Below are 15351 nucleotides of genomic sequence, written 5' to 3' on the forward strand. Positions count from 1 at the left end.
ATGGGGGAGAAAAAATGCTAAAAATACTATTAATAATTATTTATATTGCATTTATTAGTCTAGGGCTTCCAGATGCAATAATGGGCTCTGCATGGCCAATGATACATCAAGACTTAAATGTACCTATATCATACGCTGGAGTTGCAACTATGATTGTAGCTGGAGGTACTATAGTATCCAGTTTCTTTAGTGAAAAACTAATAAGGAAATTTGGAACAGGTAAGGTAACTACATTCAGTGTATTTCTAACAGCAACAGGTCTATTGGGGATATTCTTTGCACCAAGTTTCATATGGATATGTTTACTTGGAATACCACTAGGATTAGGTGCAGGAGCTGTAGACTCAGCGCTTAATAACTTTGTTGCAATACACTATGAAGCAAAGCATATGAACTGGCTTCACTGTTTTTGGGGAATTGGTGCTACATCAGGACCATTTATTATGTCTATGTATCTACTTAAAGAAAATGGATGGAGAATGGGATACGCTACTATAGGAATTTTTCAAGCTATTTTAGTCGTATGTCTATTTGCTTCTTTACCCCTTTGGAAGAAGTTTGAAGTTAAAAATAATGATGAGGAAGAAAATAATAATACTTCAGTAAAAGTATCAACTTTATTGAAACTACCAGGTGCAAAGCCAGCTTTATTATCATTTTTCTGTTATTGTTCAGTAGAGCTAACTGCTGGACTATGGGCTAGCTCGTTTTTAGTTATAAACAATGGTCTATCAGCTGAACTGGCAGCTAAATGGGTGTCTATGTACTACTTAGGCATCACTGTAGGTAGGTTTTTAGCTGGATTTATTGCTATGAAATTAAATAATAATCAAATGATTAGAATGGGGCAGATTATTTCTATAGTAGGAGCAGTGCTATTAATAATGCCTCTACAAAATAACTTACAATTAGTAGGGTTAGTATTAATAGGATTAGGATGTGCACCAATTTATCCAGCAATGCTTCATGAAACACCTAATAGATTTGGAAAAGAGCTATCTCAAGGAATAATGGGAATTCAAATGGCTACAGCTTATGTAGGAAATACTTTTGTACCACCGTTGTTTGGATTGATTTCTAAGTATAGTGGATTTGGGATATTACCTTATTTTTTATTAGCATTCTTAATTCTTATGTTAATTTCATCAGAGGGAGTTAGTAAGATATGTAATTCTAGTGTAGATAATAAAACTGCATAAAAATATAAGCATATGTTGATAAAAGCCGCGTTACTTTTTAGTGATGCGGCTTCTTTTTACGTAAAATTAAATACTTAGTTATAAAAATAATAGAATAAAAATAGATAATAAAAAACTAGTTGTAGATTCAAAAGGGTTAAAAAAATCACAAAATATTTTTAATGACTATAATATGTTTTTAAAGTTTAAAATATTTCATTAATAAAAATCGGATGTTATTATGTACTCAAGACAAACGATTTCATAGTTTGGAATTAATATGAGGGGGAAGGTATTGGAAATGAACTATTTTGAAGAGAGCTTAAAATTACATGAAATGAATATAGGAAAGATGGAAATAAAGTCTAAAGTAGAAGTAGCAACAAGAGATGATTTAAGTTTAGCTTACACTCCAGGTGTAGCAGAACCATGTAGAAAGATTTATGAAAATGAGGAAAGTGTTTACAAATATACATCTAAAGGAAATTTAGTTGCTGTAGTTACAGATGGTACAGCAGTATTAGGATTAGGCGATATTGGACCTAAGGCTGGACTGCCTGTTATGGAAGGTAAATCAATTTTATTCAAAGAATTCGCAAATGTTGATGCATTTCCAATATGTTTAGATACAAAGGATATTGATGAGATAGTTAAAACTATTAAGCTTATATCTCCAGTATTTGGAGGAATTAACCTAGAAGATATAAAAGCACCAAAGTGTTTTGAGATAGAAGAAAGATTAAAGAAAGAACTAGATATACCAGTATTCCATGATGATCAACATGGGACGGCTATAGTTGTTTTAGCTGGATTAATAAATGGATTAAAGGTTGTTGGCAAAAACATTGAAGATATAAAAGTTGTTATAAATGGTGCAGGTGCAGCTGGAACGGCTATAGCAAAACTTTTACTTTCTTCAGGTGTGAAAAATCTAATTGCTTGTGATTTAGTTGGAACACTTTATAGAGGAATAGAAAATGTAGATGATGCTAAGAAGGAACTAGCAAAAATAACTAATCCAGAAAATGTTAAAGGAAGCTTAGCAGATGCCTTAGTAGGAGCAGATGTGTTTATAGGGGTATCGGCACCAGGAATAGTAAGCAAAGAAATGGTAAGCTCTATGAATAAGGATTCTATATTATTTGCAATGGCTAATCCAACACCTGAAATAATGCCTAATGAAGCAAAAGAAGCTGGAGCTAGAGTAGTTGGAACAGGTAGATCAGATTTCCCTAATCAAGTTAATAATGTACTAGCATTCCCAGGAATATTTAGAGGTGTATTAGATGTTAGAGCAAGTGATATTAACGAAAAAATGAAAATTGCAGCTGCATATGCTATAGCAGAAATGATAAAAGAAGAAGATTTAAATGAAGATAATGTAATTCCATATGCATTAGACAGAGCAGTAGCTTCTAATGTTGCAGAGGCAATAAAGAAAGCAGCAATAGAAAGTGGAGTAGCAAAAGTATAATATATTTCCTAGTCGTTACTAAAAACATTAAAACGACTGAAAATTTAATAGATGGAGGATAAAAAAATGCAAATTCCAATTAAGAAAACAATTGATAAAATACCAGGTGGTATGATGGTTGTTCCACTTTTCTTAGGAGTATTAACCAATACATTTTTTCCACAATTTTTGGAGATTGGTGGATTTACAACTGCACTGTTTAGTAAACAGGCATCATCAACAATATTAGCTTGTTTTATGTTTTTAATTGGCTCACAAATTAACTTTAAGTTAGCTCCAAAAGCATTAAAAAAAGGTGCGTTATTAATAGTAGGTAAGTTTATAGTAGGTGCTGGTATTGGGGTATTTGTAGGAAAAGTATTTGGACCTGCAGGTGTATTAGGATTATCACCTTTAGCAATACTTGCAGCATTAACAAACTGTAATGGTGGACTATATGCATCTCTTGCTTCTCAATATGGAGATGAAACAGATGTAGGAGCATATGCTATATTATCTTTAAAAGATGGACCATTCTTTACATTAGTTGCATTAGGAGCATCAGGTCTTGCTCAAGTTCCTTTTAATGCACTTATAGCAGTATTAATTCCAATAATAATAGGTATGATTTTAGGTAATATTGACTCTGATATGAGAGCATTCCTTGGAAGTAGTAAGTTATTATTAATACCATTTTTCTCATTCCCATTAGGTGCAGGTATGGATCTTACAACTATAATACAAGCTGGTGGTCCTGGTATATTACTAGGAATAATTGCATCAGTTACTGGGGTAGGATCATATATACTTCTTAAATTATTTAAAGAAGAACCTATAATAGGTTTGGCAACTGGTTCAACTGCAGGTAATGCTGTAGCTACACCAGCAGCTGTAGCAGCGGCAGATCCAACATTAGCTGTTATAGCAACAACAGCAACAGCACAAGTTGCAGCAGCATGCGTAGTATCTGCAATACTTTGTCCGTTTATTGTTTCTTATGCATTTAAAATGCTTGAGAAAAAGAAACTTAGTAAATTAAATAATCAAGCGACTACTTGATAATAAGTTATTATAAAATTTTAATATATAAAAAAGGGTTACTAGATATATACTAAACATGGAAAAATAGAAGACAATAACAAAAGAAGTACTATATAATAGGATTTAAGAAAAGACTCCTAAATTAAAACTTCTAAAAGTATGTCATTCTATTTCTCCATGTTTTTTGTAGTTTTTAATAATAGAATATAGGTATATATTTTTAGTTGTATATTTGAGGTTATTAATATGAAAAAGAAAAAGACAATGAAGTTGCAGACAAAGATTACATTATTGATTATTGCAGTAGTCGTTATTTCTATATCGATAATTATTTCTTTAGTTGTATCATGGATGAATAAAAATATTGAAAATAATGCTAAAACTAATATTATGAATGTAGCTGAGATGGTTGCTAATTCTAAAGAGGTAGTAGAGGCACTGAAAAATAAGGATTCTACACATATAATAGGTCCTTATATTAATAATCAGCTTAAGCACTTAGATCAGATTGAGTATATAATCGTAGCTGATAAAGAGGGTATAAGATATTCTCATCCAAAGCCAGAAATGATAGGGCAAAAGTTTGTTGGAGGAGATGAAGGTAGAGTTATTAGAAATGAAGAAACGTACATTTCTGAAGCTACAGGAACTTTAGGAAAATCATTAAGAGCTTTTGCTCCGATATATGATTTGGAAAATAAGAATGAGATAGGTTTTGTGTGTGTTGGAACACTTATTAGAAGTGTTGAAACAGCTAAACATACATCGATTACAAATATAATTTTAATAGGATTAGGTGGGTTAGCAGCAGGAATAATAGGGGCATTTTTATTGGCTAGTAATATAAAAAATACTTTAATGGGCCTTGAACCGGATGAAATAGCAAGACTTTATAATGAAAAAATTGGGATACTAGATGCCATTCATGAAGGTTTAGTGGCTATTGATTTTAAAGGTAGGATTACGTTGATAAATGATTCAGCTTTAAATATTTTGCACTTTGAAGATACTATTGATAGGGAAAATATTATAGGGAAAATGATAGAAGATATTATTCCGAATAGCCCTATGACAGAAGTGTTGAAATCTGGTATATCTGAATTTGAGCAAGAACAGAGAATTAATGACACTATAATAATGACTAATATAGTTCCAATAACTAGCGGAGAAAATATTATAGGTGTAATTGCTAGTTTTAGGGATAAAACAGAGGTAAGAAGAATGGCAGAAGAGTTAACGGGTATTAAAAAGATGACATGGTCTTTAAGAGCTCAAAATCATGAATTTATGAATAAGCTTCATACTATATCAGGTCTTATACAGTTAGAAGAATATGATGAGGCATTACAGTTTATATCAGAGTTAGCTAAAGTAAGAAGTAAAGTGAGTAAGACTTTAACTGAAAATATAAAAGATCCATCAATATCAGCTTTGCTACTTGCAAAGTATAACAAGGCTGAGGAATGTAGAATTAAATTAAAGATAGATGAAAAATCATACCTTAAAAAATTACCTAATCATATTACCTCTGAAGAGATTGTATCTATTGTAGGGAACTTAATAGAAAACTCTCTAGATGAAGTGAAAAATGATGGTACTGGAATTGTATATATAAAAATAGTGGAAGATGAAGAGGTATTAAGAATAGAAGTTAAAGATAATGGTTGTGGAATCCCCATAGAGTATAGGGAAAAGATATATGAGCAAGGATTTTCAACAAAGGAAGACCAGCGTGGGCATGGTATGTATATTGTAAAAAAAATTATTGATGATTTGAATGGTACAATAAATCTTAATGTAGAAAGTGGTGTATTTTGGGATATTATTATACCTATGACAAGGGGGTAAAAAATTGATTGAAGTAATGATTATTGAAGATGACCCTATGGTTAGGGAGATAAATTCTAAGTTCTTAAAAAGAGTGGAAGGATTTAATTTGTATAAAGCAGTTTCGAACCTTGATGATGCGAAACAATTTATTTCTGAAAAAAAGCCTGATGTAATATTATTGGATGTATATCTTCCTAATGAAAATGGAATTGATTTCTTAAAATGGATAAGAGCGGAAGAAATAGATATTGATATTATTTTAATTACAGCAGATAAATCTATAGAAAGAGTTCAAGAAGCCTTTAGAGGAGGAGCTGTAGATTATCTTATAAAGCCATTTAGTTTTGAAAGATTTAAAGAATCACTTATTCAATTTAAGGGTAGATACTACAAACTTAAAAAAGGTGATGTAATTGAGCAAAGTGACTTAGACAAAATAATTTCAAGTTCTAATGTATACCAAAGTGAAGATGAATTTGTTAAGGGGCTTAATAGATATACTTATAAATCTATATGGGATGAAATAGAAAAAGGAAATTATGAATATTATACAGCAGAGCACTTAGCAGAAAAACTTGGGATAGCAAGAGTGACAGTTAGAAGATATCTTGAACATATGGAGAAAGAGAAAAAATTAAACAAGTTAGTTGAATATGGCAAGGTAGGTAGGCCTCAATATAAATATTATAAAGTTTAACTAAAATAATAAGATTTTAATCATAAAAAATTATTTTATATTGAAAATCTTACATGTATGTAACCTTAATGTAAGATTTGAGTATAGTTATATTTTAAGATTTATAGTAATATTAATAAATAGATAAAAGAAATAAGAGAAATGAGGTATAAGTAATGGAATTTATAGAAATTTTAAAGGCCATTTTTTTAGGTGTAGTTGAAGGAATTACAGAATGGCTTCCTATAAGTAGTACAGGACATATGATACTAGTAGATGAATTTTTACAACTAGGTATGTCAGACGCATTTAAAGAAATGTTCTTTGTAGTTATTCAACTTGGTGCAATAATGGCTGTTGTTGTTTTATATTGGAAGAAGATTTTTCCTTTTTCATTTAAGAACAAGCAGTTCATTCAAAAAGATATATTTATAATGTGGTTTAAGATAGTTATAGCATGTATACCAGCTGCAATAGTTGGTTTAATGTGGGACGATGAAATAAATGCATTATTTTATAATTTCCAAACAGTAGCTATAGCACTTATAGTATTTGGTATTTTATTTATAGTAGTAGAAAACTACAATAAAGGTAAAATTCCTGTAATAAGAAACTTAAATCAATTGACTTACAAAGCGGCAATAATAATAGGATTATTCCAGTTAATAGCAGCTATATTCCCAGGAACATCACGTTCTGGAGCTACAATATTAGGAGCATTACTAATAGGTGTATCTAGAGAAGTTGCAGCTGAGTTTACATTCTTCTTAGCTATTCCAGTAATGTTTGGAGCAAGTTTACTAAAGCTACTTAAATTCGGATTTGTGTTTACAAGCTTTGAACTAGTGGTATTAGGAGTAGGTATGGTAGTTGCATTTATAGTTTCTATATTAGCAATCAAATTCCTTGTTGGATACATAAAGAAGCATGACTTTAAAATATTTGGATGGTACAGAATAGTACTTGGATGTATATTATTAATGTACTACTTCTTTGCAATGTAAATTTAATAATTAATTATAGTATAAGCTATAGTAATTAATAAGCTCCTTTTGTGATAACAGTTTTATTAGACTGTATATCACAAAGGGAGCTTATATTATAATTTCTATAGTTTTTTTAGTTATAATCATAAATATATAATAATGCTATATATTTGAATATTGATTAAATTTTATATATTACTATCCGTTATATATTTCTTCATCTAAGTTATTTTCTGACTTAGAAACATAAACTGCAGTTGCAGCATCACCAACAACATTAAGAGCAGTAACTAACATTTCTATTGGTCTGTTTATTGCAAGTATTAATGAGTAAGCAAGAACTGCTGCATCATTGTTATAACCCATACCTGTTAAAACAGTAAATAGTATTATTGCTCCAGCACCTGGCGCAGCTGGTGTACCTATTGATGCTATTAAAGCAAGTAAAGCTATTATTATAATATTACCTACTTTTACTTCATATCCTGCACTAGCTGCTATAAATATTGCTGCTATAACTTGCATTATTGCAGTTCCATTCATATTTATAGTCATTCCAAGCGGGAGAGTGAAAGATGCTATTTCTTCGTTTACACCTAATTCTTCAACTACAGTTTTAGTGTTTAAAGGTAGAGTTGCAGCTGATGAAGATGTAGAGAATCCAAATAATGCAACCTTAGTAATTTTCTTAACGAATACTAATGGGTTTAAACCAGTAGTAAAGTATACAAATAGTGCATATCCTAAAGTTAAAAATACTAATAATGCTAGTGTAGCGACTCCAACATATGCAAGGGCAGGTCTTAGATGCTCAACTCCATATATTGCAAATGTTCTAGTTATTAAAACAAATATTGCTATTGGTCCAAACTTAGTTATTACAAAAGATAAGAATGTAGTTATTATCTTGTTTATATCTTGCAATAAGTTCTTTAAAACTAAAATTTGATTCCCTAAAGTGTTTATACAGATTCCTGTAACGCTAGCTAAGAAAACTATTGATAAAACACGTCCATTTTCACTAAATACTGAAGTGATGTTATTTGGTATAGCTTGTACAAATACTAATAGTGGGTTACTTCCAACAGTACCTTCACTAGAAGCTATATCATTTATGCTTACATTGAATAATCCCATTTTATAAGCTGTCATTCCAAATATTCCAGCTAAAACTAACGCAAATAAAGATGCCCCTAAAAATCCTAATATTGTTTTATAAGATATACGACCTAATTTTTTAGTATCACTTATGTTACACATAGCAAGAGTTATAGAAGTAAATACCATAGGCACTATTACTAATTGTAATGAGTTTATAAATAATTGACCTACTATGTAAAATAATCCTATTGCCCCTTGACCTTCAGGTTTACTTATATCTTGGAATAATAAGTTATTAATCATGTTCCAAGTATCGGTATTTCCACTTGATATTAAGTTTTCTCTTAAGAAAATAAAAGATATACCAAGGGCTAACCCTAGTACCAATGCGATTGCCATTTTGATTGCCAGACTGTTGGCATTATTTTTTGAAGTTTGAGTTTTGTTCATAGTATCCTCCACAAGTTGTCTATTTTAGGACACCAAAAAAGCCTTAATACCAAAGATATTAAGGCAAAATACACTTGTTCCGTACATTTCCTTATTAGTCTCACGGGACTATCTTAAAGGTATCCTATATTTTTAAATATACAGTATCAAAAAATAGGTGTCAACAAATTTTTACACAATACTACAAAATTATAAAAGATAAATTTATAGAAAATATATAAAAAAGGAATAAGTCTAATTACATTGCTTTTGAAGTATGTAATACCACCATAAATTGGTATAATAAAGAAGAAAAATAGAATAAGGGGAGGAACAAGGTGGAGAAAATACTTTTAATAGAAGATGATGAAAAAATAAGAACGGAACTAAAAAACTTCTTAGTGAACTACAATTATGATGTAGTGATAATTGAAGAATTTGAAAATATAATAGAAAATACATTAAATGAGAAACCACATTTAATATTATTAGATATAAATTTACCAATTTGTGATGGATATTATATATGCAGAGAGATTAGGAAAAAATCAGATGTACCAATAATAGTGGTAACAAGTAGAGATACAGAAATGGACGAACTTATGAGTATGAATTTAGGAGCAGACGACTTTATCACAAAGCCATATAACACACAAATACTTCTAGCACATATAAATTCAATATTAAAAAGGGCATACAAAAAAACATCAGTAGAAGTTCTAAACTATAAAAAATTAGAGCTAGATTTATCAAAAAACAGCATTTATTTTGATAATAAAGAACTGGAATTAACTAAAAATGAGTTTAGAATTCTTAATTGCTTAATTAAGAATCAAGGAAAAATAGTATCAAGGGGAGATTTGATGGACTATTTATGGGATTTAGATTTATTTATTGATGATAATACTCTAACAGTAAATATAAATAGACTTAGAAAAAAGTTAGAGTTAGTAGGCTGTAATGACTATATACAAACAAGAAGGGGTGTAGGCTATATAATGCCGTAATTTATGAGTATAAGGGAATATATAAAAGACAAACAACTATATTTAATCTTAAGATTAGTATTTTTAATATTTGTAGTATATATACTGAATTTACTTCAAGTAGAGCGTATAACCATTAATTTTATAATTATTTTATGGATAGTACTAAACTCTATTGAAATTATTTATGATTATAATAAAAAAGCCAGTTATTACAATGGATTACAAAGTATATTAAGTGATTTGGATAAAAAATATTTGCTTCCAGTATTAATACAAAGACCTGAATTTATAGAAGGGCAAATATTATATGATGTTCTTAGTATTACAGATAAGTCTATGAATGAAGAAGTAAATCAATTTATATATTTACAAGAAGAATATAAAGAATATATTGATATGTGGGTGCATGAAATTAAAACACCTATAGCTTCTAGTAAACTAGTAATAGAAAATAATAAAAATCAACACACTCTAAGTATATTAGAAGAAATAGAAAAAGTGGAAAATTACATAGAGCAAGTATTATATTATTCAAAAAGTAACGAATTAGAGAAAGACTATATAGTAAAAGAGATAAACTTAAGGCAATGTGTAAATAGTGTCATAAAAAAAAATAAAAAACCTATTAGAGAAAAGAACATTGTAATAGATATACATGACTTTGATAAGAAGGTTTATTGTGATAATAAGTGGTTAGAATTTATTCTAAATCAAGTTATTATCAATGCTATAAAGTATATAGGAAATAATAATATTAATAAAAAACTAGGAAAAGAGAGTGGAAAAATAAAGATTTATATAAAAGAGAATAACAATAATACAGAGTTATTTATTGAGGATAATGGAATAGGAATAGATATAAAAGATTTAAGAAAGGTATTTGAAAAGGGGTATACAGGATTAAATGGTAGGGTACTTAAAAAATCAACAGGCATGGGACTTTATATTTCTAAAAAGTTAGCAGATAAAATGAACTTAGGAATATCTATAGATTCAAAAATTAATGAATGTACAGTAATTAAAATTACATTCCCAGAAAATACTATGACGAAAATATAACCGAACCTTACATTTCTGTAAGTTTTGTGTAAGTTTAAGTTATTAAAGAAAACCTCTAATATCTATAAACTATAAATATAAAGCAAATAAAAATCTATTAAAAGTAGCTAGATAATATATTCAAAATATAAAATTTAGTATCTGTATTAGATAATAGGTGAGATATTTAAGGGAGGTAGAATATGAGTACAGTATTACAAGTAAAAAATATAGAAAAGTATTATGGAAATAAAAAGAATCTAACCAAGGCTATAAATAATATTTCCTTTGAGGTAGATAAAGGTGAGTTTGTAGGGGTAATGGGGCCAAGTGGAAGTGGTAAAACTACTATATTAAACTGTATATCTACAATAGATAAGGTAACAACAGGATCTATAATGATAGAAGGTAAAGACATAACAACTTTATCTAGGAAAAATATAGAAAAATTCAGAAGAGAACATTTAGGATTTATTTTCCAAGATTTTAATTTACTAGATACATTAACTGTTTATGAAAATATATCTTTAGCATTATCAGTTATTGGAGTAAAGGGGAATGAGATAGATATAAAAGTTAGAGAAGTAGCAAAAAAACTGAATATATTAGATATATTAAATAAGTTCCCATATGAAATATCTGGAGGACAAAAACAAAGAGTGGCATCAGCAAGAGCAATAATAACCAATCCATCATTAATACTAGCGGATGAGCCAACTGGAGCACTTGACTCTAAATCAGCAAGAATATTACTCGAAAGCATGGAAGATTTAAATGAAAGCTTAAATTCTACAATAATGATGGTTACTCATGATGCCTTTACAGCAAGTTATTGTAAGAGAATATTATTCATAAAAGACGGTAAAATCTTTAATGAACTTATAAGAGGAAATGATAGCAGAAAAGAATTTTTCAAAAGAATAATAGAAGTAGTTACACTTCTTGGAGGTGACTGCGACAATGTTATTTAAGTTATCTTCAAGAAACGTAAAAAGAAGTATAAGAGATTATAGTATATACTTTTTGACTTTGGCTTTAGGTGTATGTATATTTTATGTATTTAATTCACTAGAATCTCAAGCAATAATGATGGATTTATCAGAAAGTAAAAAACAATATGTAGAGTTGATAACACAGGTTATTTCAATAGTTTCAGGACTAGTATCTTGTATTTTAGGTTTTCTAGTAATATATGCAAATAACTTTATAATAAAGAAAAGAAATAAAGAGTTTGGTATATATATGACCTTAGGAATTAGCAAAAACAAAATATCATTAATTCTATTTGTTGAAACTATTATAATAGGGATATTATCTTTGGTTGTTGGTATTTTTGTAGGAGTATTTTTATCACAGGGACTAGCAGGTATAACGGCTAAACTTTTTGAAACAAATATGACTAAATATCAATTTGTGTTTTCTAAAGAAGCTACTTTAAAAACATCTTTCTACTTTGGAATAATGTTTATAGTAGTAATGTTTTTAAACTTTATAGTTGTATCAAGATATAATTTAATTGATTTAATAAACAGCTCAAAAGCTAATCAAAAGCTTAAGGGAACAAACTTAGCTATATCAGTAATACTGTTTATATTATCTATAGTTTGTTTAGGGTTTGCATATAAATTTATACTAGAAAATCAGCTCGTAGATTTAAATGGAAAAGAATTTGAAAGAGCTATGATTTTAGGAGTCATAGGAACTGTATTATTCTTTAGAGCATTGGCAGGATTTTTAATAAAAATTACTCAAAATAGTAAAAATTACTATTTGAAAAATCTTAATACTTTTACACTTAGACAGTTAAATAGCAAAATAAATACTCACTATATATCTATTAGCATAATATGCTTAATGTTATTCATAGCAATAGGTATGTCTTCAACAGGAATTGGCATGAAAAACTCACTTAAAAACACTGTTGAGTTTCAAACATCTTTTGATATGTCAATGTATGTAGCTGTTGAAGAAGAAAAAGATAATATCGAAATAGATGAATATTTAAAGGCTCAGGGAATATATTTGGATGACTATGCAAGTGAAACTGTAAAGTATGACTTATATAATAACAACATTTCTTTTAAAGAAACATTTGAAAATACTAATGATCAATTCTTAAGTAAACAAATAGAGACAATGAGAGACTTCAATGTGCCTATAATTAAAATATCTGAATATAACAAGCTTATGAAAATGCAAAATAAAAAAGAAATTGACTTAAAGAAAGATGAAGTTATATTACTTACAGATATGTCATCGATGAAAGATCCAGTAGCGGACTTTATAGAAAAACATGATTTTATGGAAATTAATAATAATAAGCTAAAGATAAGTAAAAAGTATGAATATGAAGCTATAGAAACACTTCCAATGAGTATGAATTTTTTAACTCTAATAGTAGATGATAATCAAGTTGAGAATATGGATATTTATAAAAAATTCTTAAGCTTAAATTATAAAGGAAACAAAATAGATACAGAAGAAAGAGTTCTAAAGGATTTTGAAGAGATAGCATCTAGCGTGCAAGATAAAAATATGGTTAAAATATCTGCCATTACTAAGATGTTATGTTTTGAAAATAATATGGCAACATCAAATATATTCCTATTTGTAGGTATTTATATAGGAATAGTATTCTTAATATCTAGTGCTGCGGTACTTGCCCTTAGCCAATTATCTGGAGCAACTGAAAGTATAGAAAGATATAAAGTACTTAGAAAACTTGGAGTAAGTACGGATATGATAAATAAATCAATATTTATACAAGTTTTATTGTATTTTGTACTGCCTATTGGACTTGCATTAGTTCATAGTATATACGGAATAAGGGTAGCAAATAACTTTATTAAGGTCTTTGGAGACTATGATATGGTAAGTAACAACATAGTTTCTATAGGTGCTATATTAGTGGTATATGGAGTTTATTTTGTAGCAACATATAATGGCTATAAAAGAATAATTTATAATAATCAATAATTTTATAAAGATATATATCTACATTTTAATTTGAAGTATAAAAAATCACTCTTAAATATTAAGAGTGATTTTTTGCTTATAAAAAGCTAATATAATTAGATAATTTAAGTATATCACTACCAAAAAATAAAATTTTTACTAATGATTAATTATAAATTTGAATTATTATGGATAAATATGACAACAATATATATTTGTAAGGAGGTTATTATGCCATCAAAAGGAATTAATAATATATTTAAACCCAAAAAAAATAAAAGAAAAGCTAAAAAAATATTAACATATACAGCTTTTAGTATAGCAATAGCATTAGTAGTATACGTAGGTTATAAAAATAGTGAATTATTATTTAGTAATTTTCTAACTTCTAAAGAAATACAAAAGAAAGAAGAAATAGTGGAAGAAGTAAAAGAAGAGGTAAAAGAGGTAGACTATTTTGCATCAATACCTGAAAAAACAAAAAAATCAGAAGATAAAGTAATACAAAGCTTATTAGAAAAGGCAGATAAAAATGAAAAAATTGCTATGATATTAAGTGACAAAGGAGCATATCCAGAAGAACTTTTGGAATTAGCATCTAAGAAAGATGAGGTTATTGATTTTGTAGCAGATTTCCCTAATAATAATAGGATAGTATCAAATGATATATCCATAGAAACAGACTATAAAAAAGGTGAGATTCCACTTTTTATACAATGGGATGAAAGATGGGGATATGAAAAATATGGTCCAGATTTTATGGCTGTTAATGGGTGTGGACCCACTTCTTTAGCTATGGTAGCAGTAGGTCTTACTGGAAATACAGATATAAATCCTAAAGTTATAGCTGAGTTTAGTGAGGAAAATGGATACATAGTAAATGGTGTAGGAACTAGCTGGAACTTTATGGATGCTGCAGCTGAAAACTTTGGATTACAATGTAAGGAACTACCTTTAAGTGAGAATGTTATAATAAACACTTTAAAAAGCGGAACTCCGATAATAGCTATTATGGGACCTGGTACATTTACTAGCGTTGGTCATTATGTAGTTTTAACTGGAGTTGATAGTGACAATAAAATAATCATAAATGATTCTGATAGCAAAATAAGAAGTAATCAAACTTGGGATGTTGATATATTCATGAAAGAGACTAAAAATTTATGGTCATTTAAAGCTATATAATTAAACCGCTTAATAATATTATTATAGTGTAGAAAATAAAAATTCACTATAATAATATTATTATAAAATATAGACTAAGAGTTTAGTTATTTATATGATTAGAACTCCAAAACTACCATTTATTCAAAGTATAGCATCTATTCAGTTAATATAATTTACTACACTAGGTATAGTTATAGGAACAATAATACCTTGAACTCATTTTGAGGCAAGTTGTAGGAATGTATCCATTACCACAGGTAATTTTTCTATGGTTAATATTTATTATTTTAAGTTATATGGTATTAGTTATCATAGTCAAAAGTGCTTATACTAAAAAATATAAAGAATTGCTATAATAAACTTATTTAGATAAAAAATAGTAAAAACTCATATCTTGTCAGATATGAGTTTTTTTACTATTTTCTACTGTTTGTAGTTAATTTCGATAGCAAATTATTACTTTTAAATAAGGAAAAAAGTATAAAAATGTGTTAATCTATAAATAGGG

12 protein-coding genes are annotated in these 15351 nt (G+C 28.5%); 11 read left to right on the forward strand and 1 reads right to left on the reverse strand.

Features of this window, described 5'->3' with window-relative positions:
* Positions 1 to 14: 14 nt before the first annotated feature.
* The 6 genes from ACI48P_RS15810 (at position 15) to ACI48P_RS15835 (ending at position 7182) form a co-directional block, all read left to right on the forward strand.
* Positions 15 to 1199 carry an MFS transporter gene (locus ACI48P_RS15810; protein WP_475217468.1) on the forward strand — a complete coding sequence of 395 codons (1185 nt, stop codon included), beginning with the start codon at positions 15 to 17 and terminating at the stop codon, positions 1197 to 1199.
* A 280-nt stretch (positions 1200 to 1479) separates the two neighbouring features.
* Positions 1480 to 2652, forward strand: coding sequence for an NAD(P)-dependent malic enzyme (locus ACI48P_RS15815; RefSeq protein WP_475217516.1), 1173 nt, complete (start codon positions 1480 to 1482; stop codon positions 2650 to 2652).
* A 66-nt stretch (positions 2653 to 2718) separates the two neighbouring features.
* Positions 2719 to 3690, forward strand: coding sequence for a 2-keto-3-deoxygluconate permease (locus tag ACI48P_RS15820; RefSeq protein WP_475217470.1), 972 nt, complete (start codon positions 2719 to 2721; stop codon positions 3688 to 3690).
* A 228-nt stretch (positions 3691 to 3918) separates the two neighbouring features.
* A complete protein-coding gene (locus tag ACI48P_RS15825) occupies positions 3919 to 5520 on the forward strand; it encodes an ATP-binding protein (protein ID WP_475217472.1) in 1602 nt (533 codons plus the stop codon).
* A 4-nt stretch (positions 5521 to 5524) separates the two neighbouring features.
* Positions 5525 to 6199: a response regulator gene (locus ACI48P_RS15830; RefSeq protein ID WP_475217474.1), complete on the forward strand. Its 675-nt coding sequence runs from the start codon at positions 5525 to 5527 to the stop codon at positions 6197 to 6199.
* 155 nt (positions 6200 to 6354) lie between these two features.
* Entirely contained in the window at positions 6355 to 7182 is an 828-nt protein-coding gene (locus ACI48P_RS15835) for an undecaprenyl-diphosphate phosphatase (protein ID WP_475217476.1), read from the forward strand.
* 180 nt (positions 7183 to 7362) lie between these two features.
* Here the strand turns inward: ACI48P_RS15835 and ACI48P_RS15840 are convergent, their stop codons facing one another.
* A complete protein-coding gene (locus tag ACI48P_RS15840) occupies positions 7363 to 8715 on the reverse strand; it encodes a dicarboxylate/amino acid:cation symporter (RefSeq protein WP_475217478.1) in 1353 nt (450 codons plus the stop codon).
* Positions 8716 to 9032: 317 nt separating this feature from the next.
* On the opposite strand from ACI48P_RS15840, the gene ACI48P_RS15845 reads away from it, so the two are divergent.
* From ACI48P_RS15845 to ACI48P_RS15865, 5 genes are all read left to right on the forward strand, one after another.
* Positions 9033 to 9701, forward strand: coding sequence for a response regulator transcription factor (locus ACI48P_RS15845; protein ID WP_475217480.1), 669 nt, complete (start codon positions 9033 to 9035; stop codon positions 9699 to 9701).
* 3 nt (positions 9702 to 9704) lie between these two features.
* Positions 9705 to 10742: a sensor histidine kinase gene (locus tag ACI48P_RS15850; protein WP_475217482.1), complete on the forward strand. Its 1038-nt coding sequence runs from the start codon at positions 9705 to 9707 to the stop codon at positions 10740 to 10742.
* Positions 10743 to 10924: 182 nt separating this feature from the next.
* Complete coding sequence (locus tag ACI48P_RS15855) at positions 10925 to 11692, forward strand: ABC transporter ATP-binding protein (RefSeq protein ID WP_475217484.1); 768 nt, start codon at positions 10925 to 10927, stop codon at positions 11690 to 11692.
* The gene (locus ACI48P_RS15860) at positions 11682 to 13697 is read left to right on the forward strand and encodes an FtsX-like permease family protein (RefSeq protein WP_475217485.1); all 2016 of its coding nucleotides are present in this window, start codon (positions 11682 to 11684) and stop codon (positions 13695 to 13697) included. Before ACI48P_RS15855 ends, ACI48P_RS15860 begins: the two co-directional genes overlap by 11 nt.
* 210 nt (positions 13698 to 13907) lie before the next feature.
* Positions 13908 to 14861 carry a C39 family peptidase gene (locus ACI48P_RS15865; RefSeq protein WP_475217489.1) on the forward strand — a complete coding sequence of 318 codons (954 nt, stop codon included), beginning with the start codon at positions 13908 to 13910 and terminating at the stop codon, positions 14859 to 14861.
* The last annotated feature ends 490 nt before the right edge of the window (positions 14862 to 15351 follow it).

It is taken from the genome of Romboutsia sp. LXY-2 (assembly GCF_056171995.1).

What these genes read in the sequence shown, in the direction of transcription:
- ACI48P_RS15810 (WP_475217468.1), top strand. Translation starts at nt 15, where the DNA reads ATGCTAAAAATACTATTAATAATTATTTATATTGCATTTATTAGTCTA.
- ACI48P_RS15815 (WP_475217516.1), top strand. Translation starts at nt 1,480, where the DNA reads ATGAACTATTTTGAAGAGAGCTTAAAATTACATGAAATGAATATAGGA.
- ACI48P_RS15820 (WP_475217470.1), top strand. Translation starts at nt 2,719, where the DNA reads ATGCAAATTCCAATTAAGAAAACAATTGATAAAATACCAGGTGGTATG.
- ACI48P_RS15825 (WP_475217472.1), top strand. Translation starts at nt 3,919, where the DNA reads ATGAAAAAGAAAAAGACAATGAAGTTGCAGACAAAGATTACATTATTG.
- ACI48P_RS15835 (WP_475217476.1), top strand. Translation starts at nt 6,355, where the DNA reads ATGGAATTTATAGAAATTTTAAAGGCCATTTTTTTAGGTGTAGTTGAA.
- ACI48P_RS15840 (WP_475217478.1), bottom strand. Translation starts at nt 8,715, where the DNA reads ATGAACAAAACTCAAACTTCAAAAAATAATGCCAACAGTCTGGCAATC.
- ACI48P_RS15850 (WP_475217482.1), top strand. Translation starts at nt 9,705, where the DNA reads ATGAGTATAAGGGAATATATAAAAGACAAACAACTATATTTAATCTTA.
- ACI48P_RS15855 (WP_475217484.1), top strand. Translation starts at nt 10,925, where the DNA reads ATGAGTACAGTATTACAAGTAAAAAATATAGAAAAGTATTATGGAAAT.
- ACI48P_RS15860 (WP_475217485.1), top strand. Translation starts at nt 11,682, where the DNA reads ATGTTATTTAAGTTATCTTCAAGAAACGTAAAAAGAAGTATAAGAGAT.
- ACI48P_RS15865 (WP_475217489.1), top strand. Translation starts at nt 13,908, where the DNA reads ATGCCATCAAAAGGAATTAATAATATATTTAAACCCAAAAAAAATAAA.